Consider the following 23,878-nt stretch of genomic DNA (forward strand, 5'->3'; position numbering starts at 1 on the left):
CCTCAAAATAGACCACTTAATTGAGGTAATTGGTATAAGATCAAAAAAGGCTTCTTGATAGAAGCCCTTTTTATTATTGCGTTAAATTTGCTTGCAATAGGCTAGCTATTAACGTACAAATTTGAGAAGTAACCTCCGGCTGTTTATTTAAGCCAGTCGTTAATTTGTTGGGCAATACCCTCGCTACTCAGACCAAGCTCAGCGTGGATTTCAGCTTGTGAACCATGCTTAATGAACTCGTCAGGTAAACCAAGTAATTTAATTGGCTTCAAGTGTCCTTGAGCTGCCAAATACTCACTAACAGCCGAGCCTGCACCACCAGCAATAGCGTTATCTTCAAGCGTCACAAAACGTTCGTGAGTGACCACCAACTCCTCAATTAACTCAGTATCTAATGGCTTAACAAAGCGCATATCAACCAAAGTCGCGTTAAGCTGCTCAGCAACCACTGCGGCGCTCTCAAGTAACGTTCCAAAGCTTAAAATGGCAAGCTTTTCACCTGTTCTTACTAGTTTGCCTTTACCAATTTCTAGCTCGGTCATTTCAGTTGCAATTTCAGCACTGCCTGCACTTCCTCTTGGGTATCTGACCGCTGCTGGTTGATTAAGGCGGTGACCGGTATAGAGCATTTGACGGCATTCATTTAGGTCGCTTGGTGCCATGATCACCATATTTGGAATACAACGTAAAAAGCTGAGATCGTAAGCGCCTTGATGTGTTTCACCATCAGCGCCAACAACGCCAGCGCGATCAATTGCAAATAGTACAGGTAGGTTCTGTAAAGCAACATCATGAATAAGCTGATCATACGCCCGTTGTAGGAAGCTTGAATAAATTGCCACAACTGGGTTTAAGTCTTCACATGCAAAGCCTGCTGCCAATGTAACTGCATGCTGTTCAGCAATTGCAACGTCAAAATACTGAGCTGGATATTCTTTTGAAAAACGAACCATACCTGAGCCTTCACGCATTGCAGGTGTGATTGCCATCAATTTATTGTCTTGTGCTGCCATATCACATAGCCAATCACCAAATACCTTTGAGAAGGTCGGTGCGCTTGGTTTTGATTTAGGTAAGCTGTGTACGCTAGGGTCAAACTTAGGCACTGCATGATAACCGATAGGGTCGGCTTCTGCTGGTTTATAGCCTTTTCCTTTTTGGGTCTTAACGTGAAGTAGCTGAGGTCCTTTTAAGTTGCGCATATTGCGCAGCGTATCTACTAGGGTATCTACGTCATGCCCGTCAATTGGACCAATGTAGTTAAAACCTAACTCTTCAAAGAAGGTGCCTGGGATTATCATACCCTTCAGGTGCTCTTCCATACGACCTGCTAGCTCTTTAACCGGGGGGACGCCAGACAGAAGTTTTTTACTGCCTTCACGAATATTGGTATAAAAACTTCCAGATAGAATTTTAGCGAAATGGTTATTCAGTGCACCTACATTCTCGGAGATCGACATCTCGTTGTCATTGAGAATAACGAGCATGTCAGGGTTGACATCACCTGCGTGGTTCATGGCTTCAAATGCCATTCCTGCGGTCATTGCGCCATCACCTATTACGGCGACGGCTTTACGCCCAATCCCTTCTTTTTCGGCTGCAATCGCCATACCAAGTGCAGCAGAAATAGAGGTGCTTGAGTGACCAACGCTAAAAGTATCGTATTCACTTTCTTCCCGATAAGGGAAAGGGTGTAACCCGTCTTTTTGACGAATAGTGTGCATCCTCTCTCTTCTACCTGTCAGTAGTTTATGAGGATATGCTTGATGACCTACATCCCACACCAATCTATCATTTGGTGTGTTATATACATAATGCAAGGCCACGGTAAGCTCTACAGTGCCTAGGCCAGATGCAAAATGACCGCTACTTTGAGAGACTGAGTTCAGCAAATATTCGCGAAGCTCATCACTAAAGGCGGTTAACTTGTGCTGGGGTAATTGACGAAGCTGACTTGGCTCGTCAATTAACGCGAGTAAAGGATACTTGCTACTATCAAGTTTCATGTTATTTATCAGAGTCCTAAGTGAATCTCAGCGTAAGTTCGTTACGCAGCTCACTTCATAATTATTAAAATGCTTTACTAACTGGTCATAATATTATGTTAGCCAGTTTTTACAAAGTACTTGTGAACATTTTCTTAGCTTGGCGTATACAGGTTATACGCACACTTAATGTTCTCGATCTATGATGTATTTTGCTAAATCGGCAAGCACTTCTGTATCACCATCGATCGTTTCTAGCGCGTTGAGCGCCTCATGTATTAACTGTTCGGCTTTTTCTTTGGCCTGCGTTAAACCAAGTAATGCTGGATAAGTGGATTTATTATGTTCTACATCTGAGCCTTGAGGTTTGCCAAGTACAGCCGTATCGCCTTCGACATCTAGGATGTCATCGCGTACTTGGAATGCAAGTCCAATGGCTTGACCGTAAGTTCGCATTGCTTGACGCGTTTCATCAGTGAGGCGCTCTGGTTGTGCGCACAACATACCTAATTCAATTGCGCAACTTAAAAGCGCACCTGTTTTGAGCTTATGTATACGCTCAAGCTCTGTGAGTGTTACGGTGCGGTCAGTTGCGGCAATGTCTAGCGCTTGACCGCCTACCATCCCTTGTAATCCTGAAGCTTTTGCTAGAGCACTTATCATCTGTAACTGGGACTGTGGGCTGATGGTAAAGTTTGGTGTACTTAGCAGCTCAAAAGCCAGAGTCTGTAGCGCATCGCCCGCTAATATTGCGGTAGCTTCATCAAATTGAATATGGCACGTAGGTCGACCGCGCCTTAGCTCATCATCATCCATCGCTGGTAAATCGTCGTGTACCAAAGAATAGCTGTGAATACACTCGATGGCCGCAGCTGCGTTATCGAGATCTGCTGCTGCTGCGCCAAAGAGTTCTCCGCTGCAGTAGACTAGAAAAGGCCGCAAGCGCTTGCCACCATTTTCTACGCTGTAGCGAGTTGCCGCTAAGACATTTTCTTCTGTGTCTAGCATGCTATCAAAGCTGCGTAAAAGCGTGGTTTCTACCCGCGTTTTAGCATGCTGTAGTTGTTCTTTTAATTTTGCTGACATTAGGCTTCGTTATCAAATGGCTGTAATTGTGCTTGCTCACCTTCGCCCATCAAAATTGCGACTTGTTGCTCAGCTTGCTGAAGTTTTTGGTTTGATGCTTTGGCAAGTTTTATCCCACGCTCAAATTGCTTGAGGGCTTGATCTAGCGCTAAACTGCCGTTTTCCATCTCTGCTACGATTTGTTCTAACTCTTGCATTGCTTCTTCAAAGCTTAAGTTATCAGGTTTTTTTACTGCCATATGTCACGTTGACTCGAAAAGTAAAAGTGACGCAATTTTAGGGGGATTGAGGGCTAAGGTCAAAAAAACCAGCGAGTTTTTGACAACGGAGCGTATCAGCTTTGCAAGATCTGCTATAAACTCGCATTTTAAACACTTTTTAATATAATAGTGTTAAGTTGTAGAAAAACTTGCCGATAACTCAAACAACAATAACTGCGTGATTTATCACAAATAACTTCCCTCGGAGGACATGTGGATTTAGCAACGGTAATAGGGATCCTGGGTGCCATAGGTCTGATTGTAATGTCTATGGTATTAAGTAGTGATGGCCAGATCGCTATGTTCTATAACACGCCGTCCGTCGTTATCGTATTTGGTGGTTCAATCTTCATTGTATTGTCTAACTTTACACTTGGACAATTTTTCGGGATTGGGAAAGTGGCCGGAAAGGCCTTCATGTTTAAAATTGAAACACCTGAAGAACTGATTGAAAAAGCGGTAGAACTTGCTGATTCAGCGCGTAAAGGCGGCTTTCTTGCGCTTGAAGAAGCTGAAATTCCAAATCAATTTATGCGCAAAGGCGTGGATATGCTCGTTGATGGTCATGATGCTGATGTCGTGAGAGCCACTTTGCAAAAAGACATTGCACTTACCTCATCTCGCCATGAACTTGGTGCTGGCCTGTTCAAATCACTTGCCGATATTGCCCCTGCAATGGGGATGATAGGTACACTTATCGGCTTAGTAGCCATGCTATCAAATATGGATGACCCGAAAGCGATAGGGCCAGCGATGGCTGTTGCACTTTTAACAACGCTATATGGTGCATTCTTAGCCAATGTTGTGGCTATTCCAATACAGGTAAAGCTCGAATTACGTAAAGACGAAGAGGAGCGTAATCAACGGTTAATACTTGATGCTATCTTGGGCATTCAAGATGGCCAAAACCCCAAGGTTATCGAGGGCATTTTGAAAAACTATCTACCTGAGTCAAAACGTGGTTCAGAAGCTGAGGAATAATCATGTCTGATGAGAACGAATGTAAATGTCCCCCGCCAGGTTTGCCCGCTTGGATGGGAACATTTGCTGACTTGATGTCACTGCTCATGTGCTTCTTTGTATTGCTGCTCGCCTTTTCCGAGATGGATGTACTCAAATTTAAACAAATTGCAGGCTCTATGAAGTTTGCATTCGGCGTACAAAATAAAATTGAAGTCAAAGATATACCCAAAGGTACGAGTGTGATTGCAATGGAATTCACACCAGGAAAACCAGAGCCTACACCAATTGAAACAATCCAGCAGCAAACCGTCGAAATGACACAACAAATGCTTGAGTTTCAAGCTGGAGACGAAGCGTCTGCGGGGGGAAGGCAAGAGCAGCGAGGTAATAAGCGCGGTGGTGAATCAGCCAGTACAGCGCAAGAAATGGCATCGACTCAAGCAATTGCTTCAGCAGAGCAAGAGCAGGTAAATGAGTTAGTCAAAAAAATAGCGCAACAACTTGAAAAGCAAATCATGGATGGTGCTATTGAGCTAGAGTCTTTAGGACAGCAAATCATCATTCGCATTCAAGAGAATGGCTCTTTCCCTGCGGGTAGTGCATTTTTGCAGCCTAAATTTGAGCCTGTAATTGAAGAAATAGCAGAGCTGTTAAAGGATGTGCCAGGAGAGATCACGGTATCCGGTCACACTGACGATTTTAGGGTAACGAATGAGCTTTACTCTAACAATTGGGATCTGTCAGCAACTCGGGCTGTAGCCGTGGCGACTGTAATGGAAAAAGTACGAGGCTTTGATAAAAATAGAATGTTAGTCGTAGGGCATGCTGATACTAGACCGCTAGTACCGAATGATAGTGACCTCGATAGACGCCGCAACAGGCGCGTTGAAATCTCTATTTTACAGGGAAAACCAAAAGAGTCTGATCCCATTGGAGTGAGGGAAAATTAGTGAGAGTTTGTTGCCAAATTACAGGGAATTCGCTATTGTTCCTGCTGGTTCTACTTAAAGGAGAAATAGAATGATTTTAGTAAAAAAACCTCAAAACTTTAGACTCCCTGGCGATAATGGCGCAGGTGGTGATGATGAAGTTGAGAAAAAACCAAGTGTGGTAAGCTAATCAGTTTATGTGGTTAGCATGGGAGCCTGTGAGGCTCTTTTTCTTAGATTATAGTATCTGGGTTTCCTTCGTTGCCGTAATTTTGTGTCTAGTAGTAAAAGATACCAAGGCTTTAAGGTACGCATCTCTTATTGCTGTTTTTTACGTGTTGGGCGCCTTCAATGCAGATTTTATCCGCTCGATAGATTCAGGTAAAATCTATAGATACATCTACTGGGCTTTTTCGGATATTGCCTTTATGGCTATCATAGCCTATTGGGCTATAAAAGATAAGATGTATATGTGGCAGAGTATTATCGCCCAAATCATTATTATCCCAGCACCTTTGCTACAATTTTTCAGATTGGTCGATCGCCATTTCATGGATCTCTCATATTCCACTTATTTATATCCAACCGTCATTCCTATTATCAATGTAGCTACTTTATGTTTGGCATTTGTACCAGTGTTTACGTTTTGGAAGTTAAGACAAGATAGAAAGGAAGCAAAATTAGCCGAAGAGAGTAAACTAGCAGAGACTAATTAACCGAGAAAACTACTGCTCCTTCCAGAAATTTGAGTTAGTACTATCCTAGTTTGTTTTTGAAGTGTTTATCTTGAGATGACAAATCTTATTAATCACGTCGCTACGGTGTTATTCTACCGCCAAGGTGCTCACATTCATATAGCCAAGGCAACAAGAAGATGAGTAATCCTTTGTCGGTATAAAAGATAGCACAGCCTGCGCTAGCTATATTTAGCACTGAGAATGCTAAATATAGCTTTGCTTAACGCTACCCCAAGCTCGGTATGACCCCTGCCATTTGCATCAGCTGAGAGGTAATGATCATGACACCAAAAACAGTTGCTAATCCAAGCGCCAACTTACCCCCTTTTACTTGATAACCATTATCCACTCGCGTCTTTCTTTGTTTCCAGACCATTGCAACCGGTAGGAAGACGGCTAGCACCACAAGCGCAATGGCTGCGTAACCAAGTGCCATGATAAACCCTTCAGGATAAAATAGTGCAAATCCTAGCGGTGGTAAAAACGTAATGAATGCCGTTTTAATGCGGTCTTTCTTAGTATCTTTTTGTTTCAACGCATCGGCAAAAAAGTCAAATAAGCCCAAGCTGACCCCTAAAAATGACGTTGCGAGTGCAAGGTCGGCAAACACAGTGACAAATACCTGAACGTTGTTGTTGTGTGCTATCGATGAAATACTGGCTACAAACCCCGGTAGTCCATCGCTTGCCATTAAGTTTGCTTGTCCCATGACCCCCTGACTTAATAACTGCCAAAATACATAGATAATAAGTGGCATAGATGCACCAAACATCATTACTTTTCGCAATTGATGAATATCTACACCCACATATTTGACGATAGATGGGATCGAGCCATGAAATCCAAATGAAGTGAAAATCACTGGGATTGCGGCAATAATTAGACCTTGTTCAATTGGCATGTCAATTAGGTGCTGCCCGTGCACATAAGGGGTAAGAATAAAAAATAAGCCTGCCAATACGACGACTTTAATTGAAAACAGTAGCTGATTGAGTTTATCGACGGTGCTGGTACCTAAAGTAACTATTGTGGCAATAATTACAGCCAGTAATACAGAGCCTAATTGCGGGGTGATCTCCTCACCAAGTACGCCAACGAGCTTTGTTTGAAGTTGTGCGCCTCCCCCTGCAATATAGGCTGCACACAAAGCGTAGAATAAAAACACCATTGAGAAGTTAGCGACATATTGACCTGTTTTACCAAGTAGGCTTTTTGCCAGTGTGTTTAATGTCGCGTCTTGGTCTGCATATTGATGCACCTCAAGCATGAGTAATGCGGTATATGTCATGAGTAACCAAGTTATCATTAACAATACGATAGCGGTAGAAAACCCTAGCCCTGCTGATGCAATAGGAAGTGCTAGCATGCCCGCACCAATGGTGGTGCCAGCGACAATTAGCATGCTACCCAAAGTTTTATTCTTAAGCACGTTTAGCCTCTCATTATTATTATCTGGTGAGGCAAGATATAACGAATAGCATGGAAATGAAACCGTTTTGCTGTTAATGGTGATAAGAACTGAAATGACTGACTGTATGGGTATGACTTGTAAAATGATGAGGAGATAGTCGCTGCAAGCATTGAGTTGCAGCGACAGAGGCTAATTTATTTTACCTCTTTTCCTGCTGCTTGTTGATCTGCATGGTAGCTTGAGCGTACAAATGGACCACAGGCGGCATGACTAAAACCAATCTCATCAGCATAAGCTTTTAAACCGTCAAACTCCTCAGGCGGAACATAACGCTTTACTGGTAAGTGGTGTTTTGATGGCTGTAGATATTGGCCTACCGTCAACATGTCTACATTATGCTCGCGTAAGTCTCTTAATACTTCCTCTATCTCAGAGATTTCCTCGCCAAGTCCAACCATGAGTCCAGATTTTGTTCTCACTTCAGGGTGAGCTTCTTTGAAGCGGCGTAGCAATTCTAATGACCACTTATAATCGGCGCCAGGACGCGCTAATTTATATAGCCTTGGAGCAGTTTCAAGGTTGTGGTTGAAGACATCTGGCGGTGTTTCACTTAAAATTTCTAGTGCTCTGTCCATACGACCCCGAAAGTCTGGCACCAGAATTTCGATTGTAATACCTGGATTATGCTTACGGATCTCACGTATACAGTCGGCAAAGTGTTGCGCGCCGCCGTCACGAAGATCATCTCTGTCAACTGAGGTAATAACGACATAGCTTAATTTCATGTCTTTGATAGTCAGCGCGAGCTTTTCAGGTTCTTGTGCGTCTGGCTTTAATGGACGACCATGGGCAACATCACAGAAAGGACAGCGGCGAGTACAAATAGCGCCTAAAATCATAAAGGTGGCTGTACCGTGGTTAAAGCATTCAGACAGGTTCGGGCAAGATGCTTCTTCACATACAGAATGTAACCCATGTTTACGCATTGCCTGCTTAATCCCGTCGATACGCTCACTTGATTTAGGCAAGCGGATCTTTAACCATTCAGGTTTTCTTAGCATCTCTTCGCGTTCTGTTGGCATGACTTTTACAGGGATCAATGCCATTTTTTCAGCATCGCGGAGCTTTACCCCTGGCTCCATTTTGACTGGTTTACTCATTCGTTTTCAAACCCTTCAGTGTATTCAACATGCTCGGCTTTAATACGCTCTAGCATGTGTTTTACCAGACCAGCCCCCGCATCAGCGACGGTTTGAGGTCCATTGATTTCGCTACTTTGCACCATATTCATACCAGCATAACCACATGGGTTAATTCGTAAAAATGGACTTAAATCCATATTTACGTTAAGGGCTAGACCATGAAATGAGCAGCCTCGGCGGACTCTCAGTCCTAATGATGCAATTTTGCTATCGTTGACATATACGCCTGGCGCATCGGCTTTAGCGTAAGCATCTATCCCGTACTCTTTAAGTGAGTCGATAATGCTCTGTTCTAACCAAGTAACAAGCTCTCGCACCCCAATTTTCAAGCGTCGTAAGTTCAGTAAAACATAGAGCATTTGTTGACCAGGGCCGTGGTATGTGACTTGGCCGCCTCGATCGACTTTAACAACGGGAATATCTCCAGGTGCTAACAGGTGCTCCTCTTTACCAGCTTGACCTTGGGTAAACACAGGTTCATGTTCCACCAGCCAAAGCTCATCTGCCGTGCTATCGTCCCGCTTATCGGTAAAAGATTGCATTTTATGCCAGATAGGTTCGTACTCACGAAGGCCTAATTGACGCACGATTAACTTACGTGGTTCCATTATAGGGGATCCTTACTGGTTACAGTATGTAACGGACGTCTTCTATGCCACCGATCTCGGTATAAATCTGTTCTATATGTTCTTTGCTAGTGACGGTAGCAACAATAGAAACCGCTTCATAATTACCTTTACTACTTGGCTTTACTTTAGGTGCATAATCACCTGGTGCAATTACTTGCAACTTAGCTAGGATTTGATCCGTCAAATTGACATTGGCTAGACCCATAATTTTGAATGTAAATGGGCAAGGAAATTCTAAGTATTCATCAAACTTAGTGTTTTTTACTGGTTTTACCATGACGGCATCCTCACAACAAACTACTTGCATGTGCTTTTGCCGAGTTATACCAATTCGCTTAGATTTAAGGCTCATCGGTATTCCTCGGTTATCTAAAAACACCGAAACCCTACGGGCACTACGATATTGCCGCATTCTATCATTTTTAGCGCAAAAAAAAACGCCTCATCCCTGGGCGTTCACTTACATAAAATGGGGTTATTGTGAGATCTGTAAACTACTTTAATCAGCAGTAAAAATATCCATCATTGAGATATGCTTCAAATACGGTAAATAGCTGCTAAAAATAAGCATATAACTAGCGCTCCGCCTTTCTACAGCCGCAGCTAGAAAGTGGAGGGCTTCAGTACGGGGATAAAATTTATAGAGTGTGGCAGTTATTGCCTTGAGGAGGTAAATGCCAACCAGTGCGCAATAACTGATTGGCATTTCTGATATGGATTATTGTGAGATCTGTAGACGTAGGTAGTCGTAAATCTTACTAAAGAAGCCACCTTCTTGAATTTCTTCTAACGTAACAAGTGGATATTGTGCAATGTCTTCGCCATCAAGCTGCAAAAATAATGTGCCCACTTTTGTTCCCTTAGCTAACGGAGCTTCAAGTGTTTTGTCTAGCTCAAAGTTCGCTTTCAGGTTTTTACTTTGTCCACGAGGGATAGTAATTGGCGTATCTTCCATAATGCCGAGAGAAACCGTTTCTTTATTACCCATCCATACGCGCTGATCGGCAAACGCATCACCAGCTTGATACGGAGTAATCGTTTCAAAGAAGCGGAAACCATAGTTAAGTAGCTTTTTACTTTCTACTTTTCGCGCCCGTTCACTTTCGGTACCCATAACCACTGCAACTAAGCGCATATCGTCTTTCACAGCAGAAGTAACAAGGCTAAAGCCCGCTTCCGAGGTGTGGCCTGTTTTAATGCCGTCTACCTCAAGACTTGCATCCCAAAGAAGAGAGTTACGGTTATATTGTTTGATACCGTTATAGGTAAATGATTTTATCTTGTATAGGGCGTATTCATCCGGCACATCGCTGATAAGTGCAGCTCCAAGGGTTGCCATATCTCTTGGTGTGGTAAAATGCTCATCGGTGTCAAGGCCATGGCTATTAACAAAGTGAGTATTATCCATTCCCAGCTTTTTGGCATGAGCATTCATCAAGTCAGCAAATGCAGACTCACTGCCAGCAATATGTTCAGCCATAGCAACACAGGCATCATTACCCGATTGAATGATTATACCGTGGTTAAGGTCATCGACGCTCACCTGTTTGCCGACTTCAATAAACATCACCGAAGAGCCAGGAAAGTTCTTAGCCCAGGCTTTTTCGCTAATGGTAACCATGTCAGTCGGGGAAATATTTCCAGCCTCAATTTCAGTACCAATGACGTAGCTAGTCATCATTTTCGTCAGGCTTGCTGGAGCAAGCTTTGTATCAGCGTTTCCTTCAGCTATCACTTTACCTGTAGTAAAGTCCATTAGAAAATAGCCTTTTGCACTAACTTGAGGCGGTGAAGGAATAATTTGTGCACTGGCACTCATGATAGAGAAAGTGCACACTAGTCCAAGGACTTTTTTAACGATTTTTGGTTTGATAGAAGTCATTATGCTCGCTTTTTTGGTTATCGGCATTCATTACGGTTATTCTAAAGTTCCTGCTCACTGTAAAGCAAGAAAGCACGACTAAATTGACCCTGTTGTAAGGTTTTTAGCAAAGATTGTGCTTGATTGTCATCGGTAATAGGACCGACTCTCAGTTTGTACAAGTCATCTTCAAAGGTGATCGCAGTACCTAGTCCTAATTCTTGTTGTAGCTGGTTTGCGAGAACCTGTATGTTCTCGAGGTTGCTACCTGCTGCGACTTGTACATAGGTTAGCCTTGGAGACTCGCGCGTCAGAGTAATCGCTTCGACCTTAACACGGGCTGTACCTTTGAGATGATAGCCTAGCTTATAGGCGGCTGCATAAGATAGGTCAATTAGCCTATCTTCATGAAATGGTCCTCGATCGTTGATTCTAACGATTGCTGTGCGGCCATTTTCAAGATTGGTGACTCGAGCGAAACTAGGTAGTGGCAAAGTTTTGTGTGCAGCCGTCATATCAAACATGTTAAATATTTCGCCATTTGAGGTATGGTAACCGTGGAACTTTCTGCCATACCATGAGGCTATCCCTTCTTTTTGGTAACCGCGTTCGTCAGAAATAGGGGTATAGCGTTTACCAAGTACGGTATAGGGGCGGTTAGCACTGACACTTTTTTTCTCATTAGTGACGATGGCGTCTTGCATTTCGAGTGCGGTTGGTTCTCGCAATGGCGCTTTGTCATGGCGAATATGATAACGGCTACCACAAGCCGTTAATAAACTAGCCAAGACTAGGGTCATGATGGTTCTATAAATAAAGTGAAAACGTGCAGTCATTATTTTAACAGCATCCTCTTATCTGTTGCGATTGCCATAATAATGCCAAATCCAGCCATCAGCGTCACCATAGACGTACCACCATAACTAATAAGCGGAAGTGGGACGCCGACGACGGGGAGTAAACCAGACACCATGCCAATATTAACAAAAACGTAGACAAAGAAAGTTAATGTCAGTGCGCCTGCTAGCAACTTACTAAAAGCGTCTTGCGCTTGTACTGCAATATATAAACCTCGGCCAATAATAAACAAGTACAAACTGAGTAACATGGTTACACCAAGTAAGCCAAACTCCTCACTGAGAACAGAAAAAATAAAATCAGTATGGCGCTCTGGTAAAAACTCTAACTGCGACTGAGTACCATGCAACCAACCTTTACCTTCAACTCCACCGGAGCCAATGGCGATTTTAGATTGAATAATATGATAACCCGATCCTAGTGGATCGCTCTCTGGATTAAGAAATGTCAGCACTCGCTGCTTTTGATAGGCATGCATCCCGTAGTGCCAAAACGCATATACGCCTGGTACTGCCAACAGTATCCCCGAACCGATTAGACGCCAGCTAAGGCCAGCTAAAAAAAGTACAAAAATCCCTGAGCTGGCGATGAGGATAGAGGTGCCGAGATCTGGCTGCTCTTTAATTAAAATAGTTGGTACTAACACTATGGCAAAACCGGTGATGAGATTTAGTATACTAGGAGGCAGATGAGAGCGACCAATAAACCAAGCGACGGTCATCGGTACAGCTAATTTCATAATTTCTGAGGGCTGAAAGCGGGTAACACCTAAATCTAACCAGCGCTGTGCCCCTTTACTGCTGACGCCGACAAAAAGCACGGCTATCAGCATCCCAAGTCCCACTAAATAGATTGGGATAGCTACTCGTTTTAGCGTACTGGGTGAAAACTGAGCCACGAATACCATTGCAATAACTGCACCAAACATTCGGGTTGCGTGACGCATCATCATTCCCATATCTTGCCCACTTGCGCTATAGACAATGGCGAGGCTGGCAATCATCATCGTCATTAATGCTGCAAATAATGGTAAGTCTATATGGACTTTTTCGAATAGCGAACGCGGTTTGTTTAGGGGGCTCATGGTTGTACCTCCTGTTCGAGAGGATAGGCAGAAAAGTAATAGTCCATTACTTGGCGTGCCATCGGAGCTGCGATGGCGGTACCACCACCTTGGTTTTCAACAACTACAGTAATCACAAGTTGCGGATCGTCAAAAGGAGCAAAGCCAACATAGATACCGTTATCTCGATGTTTTTCTTTTAGTTTCTTGGCATCATATTTTTCACCTTGAGCGATACTGATGACCTGAGCTGTACCAGTTTTGCCTGCATGGTCGTACGTCGCGCCTTCAAAGGCGCTTTTTGCAGTACCGATTTTTACTGTATTGTGCATGGCTTTTAGCGCAATATCCCAATGGTAGGGGTTTTGCAGCTCTACAGGCGCTTTTTCTTCGGTAAACAGTTGTTCGACTTCGCTATCTTGTTTAGAAATTTGCACCAGATGTGGCTGTTTATGCTTGCCTTTGTTCACAAGAATGCTCAGTGAGTTTGCTATTTGCATTGGGGTCGCTGTCCAATAACCTTGGCCAATGCCAACAGAGATAGTATCTCCTGGATACCAAGCCTCCTTAAAACGTGCCCGTTTCCATTCAACAGAGGGTAAAATTGCGGAGGTTTCTTCGTGAATGTCGATCCCAGATAACTCACCAAAACCAAATTGAGTCATAAAGTCGCTGATCTTGGTTATTCCAAGCTTATAGGCTGTTTCATAAAAATAGGTATCACATGATTGTTCAATGGCTTTGTAAACATCTACATGCTCGTGTCCCCATGGGCGCCAGTCTCGCCACTTGTGTTTAACATTAGGAATTTGAAAAAAGCCTGGATCCCAAATTTTGGTCGTCTCGGTGACAATGCCCTCTTCTAGTGCGAGTATAGCTAAGTGTGGTTTAACTGTTGAAGCGGGGGCGTATCGACCTTGAGTTGCACGATTAATAAGTGGTCTATTAGGGTTGAGCAACGCGCGGTAATCTTTTGAGCTGATCCCGTGCACAAACAGGTTAGGATCGTAACTAGGGTTTGAGTATAGCGCCAAAATGCCCCCATCTCTTGGATCCATTACCACAATTGCACCACGAGTATCTTTTAGGACGTGCTGAACAATTTGTTGCAGGCCAATGTCTAAGGTAAGTACTAAATCTTTGCCTGGCTGCGGTGCTTCCATACTCAGGGTGCGAATGATGCGACCACGATTATTTACTTCAACACGACGAGAGCCTACGGTACCGTGAAGCGTCTCTTCGTAAAACTTTTCAATTCCGAGCTTACCGGTGTCATGGGTTGCACGGTAGTTGGTGGCTTTACCATCAAGCTCTAATTGTTGTAACTCTTGCTTGTTGAGTTTAGCAACATAACCTAACGCATGGGTTAGTGTGTCGCCATAAGGGTAATAACGAGAGAGTCGAGCCTCAACACTAAACCCTGGCAGGCGATGCTGGTTTACGGAGAGGATAGCAACTTCTTCTTCATTTAGCCTGCCTTTTAATACTTGGCTTTTGAATCGGCGGTTATGACGGATCTCTTTTTTGAAGTCTTCAATCTGTTGATCAGAGATATCAATCAGCTGGCGCACCGTGGCAAGTGCTACCTCTAGATCGTCAACATCTTCAGGGATCACTTCAAGGTTGTACACGGGGCGATTTTCAGCAAGTAGCACGCCATTTCGATCGTAGATCAAGCCCCTATTAGGAGCCACTGGGATCACTTTGATACGATTATCATTGGAGCGAGTGCGGTAAGTTTCGTGTTCAACAATTTGTAGCTTATACACGTTGTGAAACAAGATACCGATGATAACAACAACAAAAACAAAGCCGACAAAGGCTCTTCTTGCAAAGAGATTCGCCTCGGCAGAATGATCCCTAATCGTCGGCCGTTTTTTTATCATTATTATTCTCTGTGATAAGGATGGTTGTTATTTAAACTCCAGCCGCGATACAGGCTCTCGGCAACCACTATTCGTACTAAAGGGTGGGGGAGCGTTAAGTTTGATAAAGACCACTTTTGCTCAGCAGCAGCAATACATTCAGGAGCAAGACCTTCTGGTCCACCAATAAGGAGGCTGACATCGCGGCCATCTAGTTGCCACTTTTCCATATTGCTCGCAAGTTGGTGTGTATCCCATGGTTTACCTGTCACTTCGAGTGTCACAATGCGGTTACCTTTGGGGATTGCGGCTAGGGTTCTTTCCCCTTCTTGTTGCAAAATACGCTTTATATCTGCATTTTTCCCGCGTTTGCCTGCACTTATTTCGACAAGCTCTAAAGGCATATCTTTAGGAAAGCGCCTTTGATACTCAGTGAAGCCGGTCTCAACCCATTTTGGCATTTTGGTACCTACTGCGATGAGTTGGATTTTCACGTTAACCCCACAGCTTTTCTAAATCATAGAAACCGCGAGTTTCATCTTGCATCACGTGGACTACAACATCGCCTAAATCAACCAGCACCCACTCACCAACGTTTTGTCCTTCATGGCCTAGTGGCGACTCACCTGCGTGACGGGCTTCTTTTGCAACGTGATCAGCAATTGATTGAACGTGACGCTTTGAAGTGCCTGTGCAGATAACGAGGTAATCGGTAATTGAGGAAGTGTCGCGAACATCAAGTTTAACAATGTCACGGGCTTTCATATCGTCTACTTTATCCAGCGCGAAGTCTACTAACTGTTGTGAATCCAAATTTCTATCTCTGTTATTTAAATAATCTGTGATTTTAACACGCTTTATAGGCTTAATCAGCATACAAGCCATGGCTATTTATGTAGTCTATGACCGAGTTTGGTAGCCATTGTTCCAAATATGCGACGTTTTGTTGTGAAATTGCCGCTCTTACCGTGCTTGAAGCAATGTCTTTTTGCTCTCCAGAGAGGAAGTAGCAATGGCCAGCAAGAGTTGTGTGTAACTTACTTGTGTCCGTGGTAGTTGCCTTGGTTAAATAGGCTGCAACCTCGGCACTTGGCGCACATGTTTCACCAGGACGCTGATAAACGACCAGATGACACAGTGTAGTAATTTCACGCCACTCAAACCAAGTATGTAAGTTGTTGAACGAATCCATCCCCATTAAAAAGGTAATCGCCGCCTTTGGGTGCTCTGCGCGAAGCTCACGCAATGTTAATAACGTATATGAAGGGCCTTGGCGTAACAGCTCACGTGTATCGATAGTCATTTTCTCATGACCAGAAATAACTTTAGCAAGCATAGACAGGCGGTGTTCATCACTGATTTTAGGACGCTGTTTGTGTACGGGAATAGCACAAGGGAGCAGTTTTAATTGGTTAAGGCCTAGCGCATCAATACAACGAGCAGCCATATTTAGGTGGCCTAAATGAGGCGGATCAAAGGTGCCACCAAAGAGTGCTATCATAGATGTTCGCTCTGACTGATTGGCAAGGGTATGATAAGTGGTGTCGCAAAAGCCAGTGCTATGTGAGCAAGCGCTTGGTACGGAGCTGTGATCCTTGCTTCTTTATAAGCTCTATCGAAATCGGCCATCAAGCTCAATAGTTGCTTAATCTGCTCAATCGTTAGCCTATCTAACGCACGTTGCGTAAGTGCTTGTTGATTTTTCCACACATTGTACTTTTTAAAGGCTTCTGGCAGTGCTGTACCTGCTTGCCAAAGCGATTTTACCCCTAATAAAGTGCGAGCCTGATTTTGTAGTGTCCACAAAATGCTAGCAGGCTCTACATTGTCGCTTGCAAGCTTATTGAGTACCTTGATGATTTGTTTTGAGTTACCGCTTAGCAGCCCCGTATTTAAATCAAAAATATCGAATTTAGATTGATTCAACAGGCCGCTTAATATTTGTTGTTCGTCAACAGAACTTTTACCAAATAGTAGTGAGAGCTTTTCAAGTTCTTGATGGGTCGCAAGCAGGTTGCCTTCAGTTGCAACTAGCAGAGCACGCTTTGCTTGTGGGGATATGGTGAGTTTTAAACGCTTACACTCATCGTCAAACCAGCGCTCTAAATGTCGACCAGTCAGCGCATAGCAAGGTACAAACAAACCCTTTGCTTCTATTGCTTTGAACCAAGCTGTGCGTTGGATATCTTGTCCTGCACTCAGTCCTTTAAAAATCACAATGACGTCTGGGTTCACCTGTTCTGCAAGTGATTTTAGTACTGAGACCCCCTGAGTTGGGACTTTTTGCTCATTGAAATCGAACTCAATCAAGGTACGAGCGCTAAACAGTGACATACTGTTGTACTGTGCACTCAATTCTTGCCAGTCGAACCCGGGCAACAATGAAAATTTAATAACTTCATCAAAGCCTTGCTGTTTCACGGCGTTTCGAATAGCAAGTACACACTCACCTTGCTGGAAGGGTTCTTCGCCAAAAACTAAGTAAAAAGGAGCGAGCCCTTTTGCTAAAGAACCGGATAGTTGATTGGCATAACAACGCATTACAGCTGTGACAACTCTCTGATGATCCGTTGACTCGCAATGCGGCGCATTTCAGTCAAAATAAGCTCAAGTTCTTTGGCTTTTGCCAGTGCGTTATCAGGGTCATCTTGATAATTACGATACAACTCAAACATTTGCTCTACAGGCGCTTGTCCAGGTCGACTTAAACGATATGAAACGCGATAGGCTAATTCGTATTGCGCAACTTGGCCATTTTTAAACAAACTCAGTGTTTGACGTTCGAGTGCATCGTCATATAAGTATAACTCGGCGGCTTGCTTTGAGTCTTTGGGTGTTAAAGAGACTTGCGCGCGCACCAAGTCATTGTGAAGCTGTTCAAACAAGGCTGAACGTTTATCATCCGCGCTTAACGTGATCTCTTTCAAGTCATCAGGCAGATAAGAAGCTTGCTTAAGGTGAAAACCACAGCTCGCCACGAAGAAGCAAGCTAGCAAAACTGCTAGCTTACTGAATTGCCAAAACAGGCTACGCATATTAGTTTGCAACCACATTAAGTAGTTTACCAGGGACGTAGATCACCTTGCGGATGGTCTTACCGTCGGTAAACTTAGTAACGTTTTCTTCGCTAAATGCAATCGCTTCAACTTGCTCTTGTGTTGCGTCTGCCGCTACGGTGATTTTAGAGCGAAGTTTACCGTTTACTTGTACCACGATAAGCTTTTCATCTTCAACTAGTGCGCTTTGGTCGACGATAGGCCATGCCGCATCAAGAATATCACCAGCTTTGCCAAGCTCAGTCCACAGCTCGTGACACATGTGCGGTGTGATAGGCGCAAGCATGATCACCATAGCTTCTAGTGCTTCGTTTGCTAGTGCAATGTCTTGCTCATCACTAAGTGGCGCTTTGATAAGCTTGTTTGAAAGCTCCATCACCGCCGCAATTGCCGTATTAAACGTTTGGCGACGTTCGATATCGTCTGTCACTTTTGCAATGGCTTTGTGGATGTCGCGACGTAGCGTCTTTTGTGCTGCATTTAGTTTGCTTAAATCAAGCTCGGCAGTGCCTGCTTGCTTTACGTCAACCGCGTATTTCCAAATACGACGAAGGAAACGGTGTGCACCTTCAACGCCTGAGTCAGACCATTCTAGTGTTTGCTCAGGTGGTGCCGTAAACATCATGAATAAGCGAACCGTGTCAGCGCCGTATTGTTTGATAACCGTTTGCGGGTCAATACCATTGTTCTTCGACTTAGACATTTTGCTCATGCCTGCTGAGAATACTGGCTCGCCGTCTTCTTTATGCCACGCTTTAGTGATGCGGCCTTTGTCGTCAGTCTCAGTTAATACGTCAGTTGGTGAAATCCATACGTCTCCACCTTTTTCGTCCTTACGATAGTAAGTATCGGCAAGCACCATACCTTGACACAGAAGGCGCTCAAATGGCTCATCTGAGTTTACTAACCCGAAGTCACGCAGTAGTTTGTGGAAGAAGCGTGCGTACAGTAGATGTAAAATAGCGTGCTCGATACCACCAATGTATTGGTTGACTGGTAACCAGTAATTTGCAGCGCCCGGCTCAAGCATGCCCTCATCGTAGCGCGGACTACAGTAACGTGCATAATACCAAGACGATTCCATAAAGGTATCAAAGGTGTCAGTTTCGTGGAATACCGCTTCGCCATTTACAGTGGCTTTTGCCCACTCAGGATCTGCTTTAATTGGAGAGGTTACGCCGTTCATCACCACGTCTTCAGGTAGACGAACAGGTAGCATATCAGCTGGTGCTGCAAGTTCAGAACCATCTTCTTTGTTTAACATTGGGATAGGAGAACCCCAATAACGCTGACGACTCACACCCCAATCACGAAGGCGGAAGTTGACTTTACGTTTACCAACACCTAGTGCTTCTAACTTAGTTGCAATAGCATTAAAAGCAGCTTCGAAATCTAAGCCATCAAACTCACCGGAGTTTATTAGCGTACCTTTTTCAGTAAACGCTGCTTCTGCTAGGTTTGCTTCTGCTTCAGCGCCTGCTAGTGGCTGAATTACTTGTTTGATCTCAAGACCGTAAGCGGTTGCAAACTCATAGTCACGTTGGTCGTGGCCTGGAACCGCCATGACTGCGCCTGAGCCATAATCCATCAAGACAAAGTTAGCAACCCAAATAGGTACTTCTTGCCCTGTGAGTGGGTGAATAGCGGTAAAGCCTGTCGCGATGCCTTTTTTCTCCATTGTTGCCATATCTGCTTCAGCAATCTTGGTGTTTTTGCATTCTTCAACAAAGCGAGAAATTGCATCACTGTTTTTCGCAGCTTCCTGAGCGATAGGGTGGCCTGCTGCAACAGCGACGTAAGTCACACCCATAAATGTATCAGGGCGAGTGGTGTATACCGTGAAGCTTTCGTTATTATCAGCGCGTTTAAAGTCGATTTCAACGCCTTCTGAGCGACCGATCCAGTTGCGCTGCATCGTCTTAACTTGCTCAGGCCAATGCTCAAGCTTGTCTAAGTCGTCAAGTAACTCTTGAGCATAGTCAGTAATTTTAATGAACCATTGTGGAATTTCTTTTTGCTCAACAATGGCACCAGAGCGCCAGCCACGACCATCAATAACTTGCTCGTTAGCCAGTACAGTTTGGTCTACTGGATCCCAGTTTACTGTCGACATTTTCTTGTACACCAAGCCTTTCTCATAAAGCTTAGTGAAGAACCACTGCTCCCATTTATAATATTCTGGGTGACAAGTGGCAATTTCACGGTCCCAATCATAACCAAAGCCAAGCTGTTTTAGCTGGTTACGCATGTAATCGATATTCTCATACGTCCATTTAGCTGGTGCAGTGTTATTTTTGATTGCCGCATTTTCAGCTGGTAAGCCAAACGCATCCCAACCCATAGGCTGCATTACGTTTTTGCCCTGAAGGCGTTGGAAACGAGAAACCACATCACCAATGGTGTAGTTACGTACGTGACCCATGTGGAGGCGGCCACTTGGGTATGGGAACATTGAGAGGCAGTAGTACTTCTCTTTACTTTCGTCTTCGACAACTTTGAAGGTGTTGTTTTCTTCCCAGTACGACTGTACTTTGGCTTCGATATCTTGCGGGTTATATTGCTCTTGCATCTAGGTTTCCAAACATCTGGCAAATTTAATAGAAAATTGCCCGATAGCATACCCGAATTTAGCCTGCAATCACAGCACCAAAATACCTTAATTTTTATCCACTATACCGTTACAGCAATGGATATAACGACGCTCACTCGAACAGGGCAGAAATTGTAAAAATTTTACATCACAAAAAACTGTACTAGCATTAATTGAAAGATTTTTTATTGCTCTTTGTGCGAGGAAATATGAAAAAACTATTGCTGTGCTCAACTCTGTTTACCTGTTTTAGCGTATCTGCTGCGACTTCATCCACCGTAACATTAGTATCTGACTATCTCTTTAACGGGGTAAGTCAAACAGGTGAAGACCCTGCGCTTCAAGCGAGCTTTGATTGGGCTGGTGACTCTGGCTTGTACGCAGGTGTATGGGCTTCTAACGTTGATTTTGGTGATGATACAGATATCGAGTTTGACGGCTACGTTGGCTATTACACCGCGTTAACTTCGTCAATTAATATAGATATAGGTATTGCCCAATATACCTATCATGGTGGCGACATTAGCGATGATTATAATTATGCAGAGGCGTACGCTAAATTTAACTACGGCAATACGAATCTAAACTTTTGGCATGCTTGGGACTACTTTGGAACAGGAGCAGGGCACAGTATTGTGATGCTTACCCATGACTTTCCGTTAACAGAGCGCTTATCGTTTGGTGTCGGCGTGGATTACTCAATGAGTCACGATGAAGATAAATGGCAGTGGGAGTCTGGGGATGATTATCTCCATTGGCGGGCTACGTTTAATTACGCCATTGAAGGGTGGAACTTGTCGTTAGGGTATGAAGATACCGACCTCGATACACAGGGTGATTCAACTATTTTGGCGACCGTATCTAGAACATTTAATTTCTGAGGGATGAAATATGAAGCTAATTATCGCGTTTTTTGCCGTGACTTGGTCTTGGCTTGCCGCCGCTGAAACAGTCTATCTGACATCATTATCATGGCCACCCTATTCAGATAAATCACTACAAGAGCAAGGGGCATCAGTGGCCGTTGCAAAAGCGGCATTTGCGGCTGAAGGACACACGTTGGAGGTGGAGTTTTTTCCATGGTCGAGAGCGGTTAAAACGGCTTCCTCGTCCGGCTCTAAATACGTTGGCTATTTTCCTGAGTATTATTATGACACCCAAGAGTTTGTGTTTTCTGAGCCGATGGGTTCAGGGCCGCTTGGATTAGTACAAAACAAAAGCGCGCCAATTAGTTTTACTGGAGTAAATGACCTTAAGGGAATGAAGATAGGCGTTGTACAAGATTATGTGAATACACAAGAGCTAGATGCCATGATAGCCAGTGGTGCGATTGTAGGTGAAGCCGTGCCGTCAGATGTATTGAATGTCAAAAAAGTGGGGGCGAAACGGATCCCAGCAGCGGTGATTGATGCCAATGTGTTGCGCTATTTGCTGCAAACAGACAGCTCATTGGCACGCTTTAAAGACGCGGTTGAAATGAATGCCACCTTGTTACAAGAGAAGCAGCTATATATTGCATTTAGAAATGATGAACAGGGTAAAAAGTGGCAGCAAATCTATAACTCTGGCCTAAAGAAAATAGATGTACAGAGTATTATGGCTAAGTTTTTAAACTAGGAGGCTTACTTTGACTCGATCAATATTGTTCCGTCTTATCCTGACTACCTTGCTTTCAATGGGAACGGTTTTGCTGTTATTCGGAGTATATGATTATGTGAATCAAAGTATGGTTTTGAAACAAAAACTGGATACTGATGTTGCGTTAGCGCAAGAGAGAATGGGCTTAGCATTGCCTAACGCCGTTTGGAACTTTCAAGAGCAGCAAGTTAAAAAGTTTATAGAGGCAGAGGCAAAGTCTGACAAAATTGCCAAAGTTGTTGTGAGCGATATGGAAGGCGCAACATTTGCGCAAACTGAAGGTACAGAAACGGCCGGTGTGTTGAAAAGCAAACTTATATTTGATGATGGCGGTAGCGAGAATGAAGTCGGCTGGCTCACTGTCTATATTGACTCAAACTCTATTGACGATGCGTTACGAGGGCTTGCCTTTAGTTCGATTATAAAGGTCTTATTACTGGGAGCCATTCTTGTCGCCGTGCTGTCGTTCATTTTTCAACGATTGGTTGTCTCACCGTTGAATGAAGTGGCTGAAAAAATGGCGACAATCGCCAGCGGTGAGGGGGATTTAACGCAACAGATAGTCGTAAAACGCGATGACGAAATTGGCCGACTGGCTTCATCCTTTAATGAATTTGAACACAAAATTGCCGAGTTGATAAACCATGTTAAAAAGTCGGTTGATGATTCTTTTGTTGTATCGGAAAACATCAACAGTGTGAGTTCCGAAGGCGTTGACTTTTTGACGTCACAGCAGGCAGAAACGGATCAGATAGCGACCGCAATTACGCAAATGGCCTCTTCTGCATTGGAGATTGAAAATAATGCAAAATTAACTCTTGAGTCCGCCGAGACTGCAAATACCGAAGCTAATAAGGTAAGAGAGGCTTTTCAGCAATCGATTCATGCGATTGAAGAGCTTGTCGAGCAACTTGACGAAGCTGCAACCGTAATAAGTTCACTGGAGTCTAGTGTCCAGGGCATTGTTTCAGTTTTAGATGTGATTCAATCGATTGCAGAACAAACTAATTTGCTGGCGCTCAATGCTGCGATAGAAGCTGCAAGAGCGGGTGAGCAGGGGCGAGGGTTTGCGGTGGTTGCAGATGAAGTGCGCTCTTTGGCAAGCCGCACCCAATCCAGTACGGCCGAAATCCACGATACAATAAATCAGTTACAACACGGTTCCCAATCAGCGGTTGCTGTAATGGAAAAGAGTAAAGGGAAAGGCACTGAAAGTATGTCGGCTGCTAATTTAGCAAGCGAGTCATTGGTGAGTATAACAGGCTCTGTTGAGTCGATAACGCACATGTCTAGCCATATTTCATCTGCTGTATCGGAGCAAAGTACGGTTGCTGAAGCGTTAAGTAAAAATATAAATGAAGCCGTTACAGCAGGGCAGGGGGGCATGTCTAAAATTCAGCAGGTACAAATATACTCTGATGACATGAAGGCGTTAGCCTCTAAGTTACAAGCTTTAGTGAAGGTCTTTAAAACGTAAGCTTAACATCATACCAACTAGCCTTGATACCGGTTCAATTTGAAGGAGTAAATCTGACACTAACAGCACTAAAAACTTCTTATTTTGAACAGCTAAATCGGCATGAGCAGGAGGCGGCAGCGGTGTTATCGACAGGGTTTTCTCGCTTTAAAATAGACCACTGATTAATAATACTCGCCTACGTTCATAAGCTACCAATATATTGCTTGCCCTGCTGAAGGGGCTAATAGACGAAACAGTGCTTGGTATATCTGGTCTACACTTAAGT

At 43.9% G+C, this 23,878-nt stretch carries 23 protein-coding genes; 6 read left to right on the forward strand and 17 right to left on the reverse strand.

The genetic code is table 11. From position 1 onward, the window contains the following. Positions 1–143: 143 nt before the first annotated feature. From dxs to xseB, 3 genes are all read right to left on the reverse strand, one after another. The gene (gene dxs / locus D9603_RS01285; RefSeq protein ID WP_128729755.1) at positions 144–2,006 is read right to left on the reverse strand and encodes a 1-deoxy-D-xylulose-5-phosphate synthase; all 1,863 of its coding nucleotides are present in this window, start codon (positions 2,004–2,006) and stop codon (positions 144–146) included. Positions 2,007–2,171: 165 nt separating this feature from the next. Next, positions 2,172–3,071, reverse strand: coding sequence for a (2E,6E)-farnesyl diphosphate synthase (ispA, locus tag D9603_RS01290; protein ID WP_128729756.1), 900 nt, complete (start codon positions 3,069–3,071; stop codon positions 2,172–2,174). Further along, on the reverse strand, positions 3,071–3,310 hold the full coding sequence (gene xseB / locus D9603_RS01295; protein WP_125250892.1) for an exodeoxyribonuclease VII small subunit: 240 nt from the start codon (positions 3,308–3,310) through the stop codon (positions 3,071–3,073). The genes ispA and xseB overlap by 1 nt, the downstream gene beginning before the upstream one ends. A gap of 234 nt (positions 3,311–3,544) precedes the next feature. Here xseB and pomA point away from each other — a divergent pair, with 234 nt between their 5' ends. From pomA to D9603_RS01310, 3 genes are all read left to right on the forward strand, one after another. Continuing rightward, the gene (gene pomA / locus D9603_RS01300) at positions 3,545–4,312 is read left to right on the forward strand and encodes a flagellar motor protein PomA (protein WP_125250891.1); all 768 of its coding nucleotides are present in this window, start codon (positions 3,545–3,547) and stop codon (positions 4,310–4,312) included. A 2-nt stretch (positions 4,313–4,314) separates the two neighbouring features. After that, entirely contained in the window at positions 4,315–5,244 is a 930-nt protein-coding gene (locus D9603_RS01305; protein ID WP_125250890.1) for a flagellar motor protein MotB, read from the forward strand. Positions 5,245–5,420: 176 nt separating this feature from the next. Next, positions 5,421–5,939, forward strand: coding sequence for a hypothetical protein (locus D9603_RS01310; protein WP_128729757.1), 519 nt, complete (start codon positions 5,421–5,423; stop codon positions 5,937–5,939). 247 nt (positions 5,940–6,186) lie between these two features. On the opposite strand, the gene D9603_RS01315 is transcribed toward D9603_RS01310, so the two are convergent. From D9603_RS01315 to leuS, 14 genes are all read right to left on the reverse strand, one after another. Further along, complete coding sequence (locus D9603_RS01315; RefSeq protein ID WP_170178626.1) at positions 6,187–7,389, reverse strand: aromatic amino acid transport family protein; 1,203 nt, start codon at positions 7,387–7,389, stop codon at positions 6,187–6,189. A 176-nt stretch (positions 7,390–7,565) separates the two neighbouring features. Beyond that, complete coding sequence (gene lipA / locus D9603_RS01320) at positions 7,566–8,531, reverse strand: lipoyl synthase (RefSeq protein WP_128729759.1); 966 nt, start codon at positions 8,529–8,531, stop codon at positions 7,566–7,568. Then, positions 8,528–9,181, reverse strand: a complete 654-nt coding sequence (lipB, locus tag D9603_RS01325) for a lipoyl(octanoyl) transferase LipB (RefSeq protein ID WP_128729760.1) — start codon at positions 9,179–9,181, stop codon at positions 8,528–8,530. The genes lipA and lipB overlap by 4 nt, the downstream gene beginning before the upstream one ends. 19 nt (positions 9,182–9,200) lie before the next feature. Continuing rightward, on the reverse strand, positions 9,201–9,479 hold the full coding sequence (gene ybeD, locus D9603_RS01330; RefSeq protein ID WP_099641858.1) for a DUF493 family protein YbeD: 279 nt from the start codon (positions 9,477–9,479) through the stop codon (positions 9,201–9,203). 441 nt (positions 9,480–9,920) lie between these two features. Continuing rightward, a complete protein-coding gene (locus D9603_RS01335; RefSeq protein ID WP_125250884.1) occupies positions 9,921–11,084 on the reverse strand; it encodes a serine hydrolase in 1,164 nt (387 codons plus the stop codon). Positions 11,085–11,125: 41 nt separating this feature from the next. Beyond that, positions 11,126–11,899: a septal ring lytic transglycosylase RlpA family protein gene (locus D9603_RS01340; RefSeq protein WP_128729761.1), complete on the reverse strand. Its 774-nt coding sequence runs from the start codon at positions 11,897–11,899 to the stop codon at positions 11,126–11,128. Next, positions 11,899–13,005 carry a rod shape-determining protein RodA gene (rodA, locus tag D9603_RS01345; protein WP_128729762.1) on the reverse strand — a complete coding sequence of 369 codons (1,107 nt, stop codon included), beginning with the start codon at positions 13,003–13,005 and terminating at the stop codon, positions 11,899–11,901. The genes D9603_RS01340 and rodA overlap by 1 nt, the downstream gene beginning before the upstream one ends. Further along, positions 13,002–14,870 carry a penicillin-binding protein 2 gene (gene mrdA / locus D9603_RS01350; protein ID WP_128729763.1) on the reverse strand — a complete coding sequence of 623 codons (1,869 nt, stop codon included), beginning with the start codon at positions 14,868–14,870 and terminating at the stop codon, positions 13,002–13,004. Before mrdA ends, rodA begins: the two co-directional genes overlap by 4 nt. Positions 14,871–14,872: 2 nt before the next feature. Then, positions 14,873–15,343: a 23S rRNA (pseudouridine(1915)-N(3))-methyltransferase RlmH gene (gene rlmH / locus D9603_RS01355; RefSeq protein ID WP_125250880.1), complete on the reverse strand. Its 471-nt coding sequence runs from the start codon at positions 15,341–15,343 to the stop codon at positions 14,873–14,875. Position 15,344: 1 nt separating this feature from the next. Further along, positions 15,345–15,662 (reverse strand): ribosome silencing factor, encoded by a 318-nt coding sequence (gene rsfS, locus D9603_RS01360; RefSeq protein WP_125250879.1) that lies wholly within the window; start codon positions 15,660–15,662, stop codon positions 15,345–15,347. Positions 15,663–15,714: 52 nt separating this feature from the next. Continuing rightward, a complete protein-coding gene (nadD, locus tag D9603_RS01365) occupies positions 15,715–16,350 on the reverse strand; it encodes a nicotinate-nucleotide adenylyltransferase (protein ID WP_128729764.1) in 636 nt (211 codons plus the stop codon). Next, the gene (gene holA, locus D9603_RS01370; protein ID WP_128729765.1) at positions 16,347–17,390 is read right to left on the reverse strand and encodes a DNA polymerase III subunit delta; all 1,044 of its coding nucleotides are present in this window, start codon (positions 17,388–17,390) and stop codon (positions 16,347–16,349) included. Before holA ends, nadD begins: the two co-directional genes overlap by 4 nt. After that, entirely contained in the window at positions 17,390–17,902 is a 513-nt protein-coding gene (gene lptE, locus D9603_RS01375) for an LPS assembly lipoprotein LptE (RefSeq protein WP_128729766.1), read from the reverse strand. The genes holA and lptE overlap by 1 nt, the downstream gene beginning before the upstream one ends. Then, positions 17,886–20,474, reverse strand: a complete 2,589-nt coding sequence (leuS, locus tag D9603_RS01380) for a leucine--tRNA ligase (protein ID WP_125250876.1) — start codon at positions 20,472–20,474, stop codon at positions 17,886–17,888. Before leuS ends, lptE begins: the two co-directional genes overlap by 17 nt. A 230-nt stretch (positions 20,475–20,704) precedes the next feature. Between leuS and D9603_RS01385 the strand changes: the two genes are divergently transcribed. The 3 genes from D9603_RS01385 to D9603_RS01395 are packed head-to-tail and all read left to right on the forward strand — an operon-like array spanning position 20,705 to position 23,610. After that, positions 20,705–21,376 carry a TorF family putative porin gene (locus D9603_RS01385; RefSeq protein WP_125250875.1) on the forward strand — a complete coding sequence of 224 codons (672 nt, stop codon included), beginning with the start codon at positions 20,705–20,707 and terminating at the stop codon, positions 21,374–21,376. Positions 21,377–21,386: 10 nt separating this feature from the next. Beyond that, on the forward strand, positions 21,387–22,112 hold the full coding sequence (locus D9603_RS01390) for an ABC transporter substrate-binding protein (RefSeq protein WP_128729767.1): 726 nt from the start codon (positions 21,387–21,389) through the stop codon (positions 22,110–22,112). Positions 22,113–22,122: 10 nt separating this feature from the next. Then, positions 22,123–23,610, forward strand: coding sequence for a methyl-accepting chemotaxis protein (locus tag D9603_RS01395; protein ID WP_128729768.1), 1,488 nt, complete (start codon positions 22,123–22,125; stop codon positions 23,608–23,610). The last annotated feature ends 268 nt before the right edge of the window (positions 23,611–23,878 follow it).

This window comes from Pseudoalteromonas sp. PS5, from assembly GCF_004103255.1.
Lineage (GTDB): Bacteria > Pseudomonadota > Gammaproteobacteria > Enterobacterales > Alteromonadaceae > Pseudoalteromonas > Pseudoalteromonas peptidolytica.

Coding starts and splice junctions, on each gene's coding strand:
- dxs (WP_128729755.1), bottom strand. CDS start 2,006: ATGAAACTTGATAGTAGCAAGTATCCTTTACTCGCGTTAATTGACGAG.
- ispA (WP_128729756.1), bottom strand. CDS start 3,071: ATGTCAGCAAAATTAAAAGAACAACTACAGCATGCTAAAACGCGGGTA.
- xseB (WP_125250892.1), bottom strand. CDS start 3,310: ATGGCAGTAAAAAAACCTGATAACTTAAGCTTTGAAGAAGCAATGCAA.
- D9603_RS01305 (WP_125250890.1), top strand. CDS start 4,315: ATGTCTGATGAGAACGAATGTAAATGTCCCCCGCCAGGTTTGCCCGCT.
- D9603_RS01310 (WP_128729757.1), top strand. CDS start 5,421: ATGTGGTTAGCATGGGAGCCTGTGAGGCTCTTTTTCTTAGATTATAGT.
- lipA (WP_128729759.1), bottom strand. CDS start 8,531: ATGAGTAAACCAGTCAAAATGGAGCCAGGGGTAAAGCTCCGCGATGCT.
- lipB (WP_128729760.1), bottom strand. CDS start 9,181: ATGGAACCACGTAAGTTAATCGTGCGTCAATTAGGCCTTCGTGAGTAC.
- ybeD (WP_099641858.1), bottom strand. CDS start 9,479: ATGGTAAAACCAGTAAAAAACACTAAGTTTGATGAATACTTAGAATTT.
- D9603_RS01335 (WP_125250884.1), bottom strand. CDS start 11,084: ATGACTTCTATCAAACCAAAAATCGTTAAAAAAGTCCTTGGACTAGTG.
- D9603_RS01340 (WP_128729761.1), bottom strand. CDS start 11,899: ATGACTGCACGTTTTCACTTTATTTATAGAACCATCATGACCCTAGTC.
- rodA (WP_128729762.1), bottom strand. CDS start 13,005: ATGAGCCCCCTAAACAAACCGCGTTCGCTATTCGAAAAAGTCCATATA.
- mrdA (WP_128729763.1), bottom strand. CDS start 14,870: ATGATAAAAAAACGGCCGACGATTAGGGATCATTCTGCCGAGGCGAAT.
- nadD (WP_128729764.1), bottom strand. CDS start 16,350: ATGATAGCACTCTTTGGTGGCACCTTTGATCCGCCTCATTTAGGCCAC.
- holA (WP_128729765.1), bottom strand. CDS start 17,390: ATGCGTTGTTATGCCAATCAACTATCCGGTTCTTTAGCAAAAGGGCTC.
- lptE (WP_128729766.1), bottom strand. CDS start 17,902: ATGTGGTTGCAAACTAATATGCGTAGCCTGTTTTGGCAATTCAGTAAG.
- leuS (WP_125250876.1), bottom strand. CDS start 20,474: ATGCAAGAGCAATATAACCCGCAAGATATCGAAGCCAAAGTACAGTCG.
- D9603_RS01385 (WP_125250875.1), top strand. CDS start 20,705: ATGAAAAAACTATTGCTGTGCTCAACTCTGTTTACCTGTTTTAGCGTA.
- D9603_RS01390 (WP_128729767.1), top strand. CDS start 21,387: ATGAAGCTAATTATCGCGTTTTTTGCCGTGACTTGGTCTTGGCTTGCC.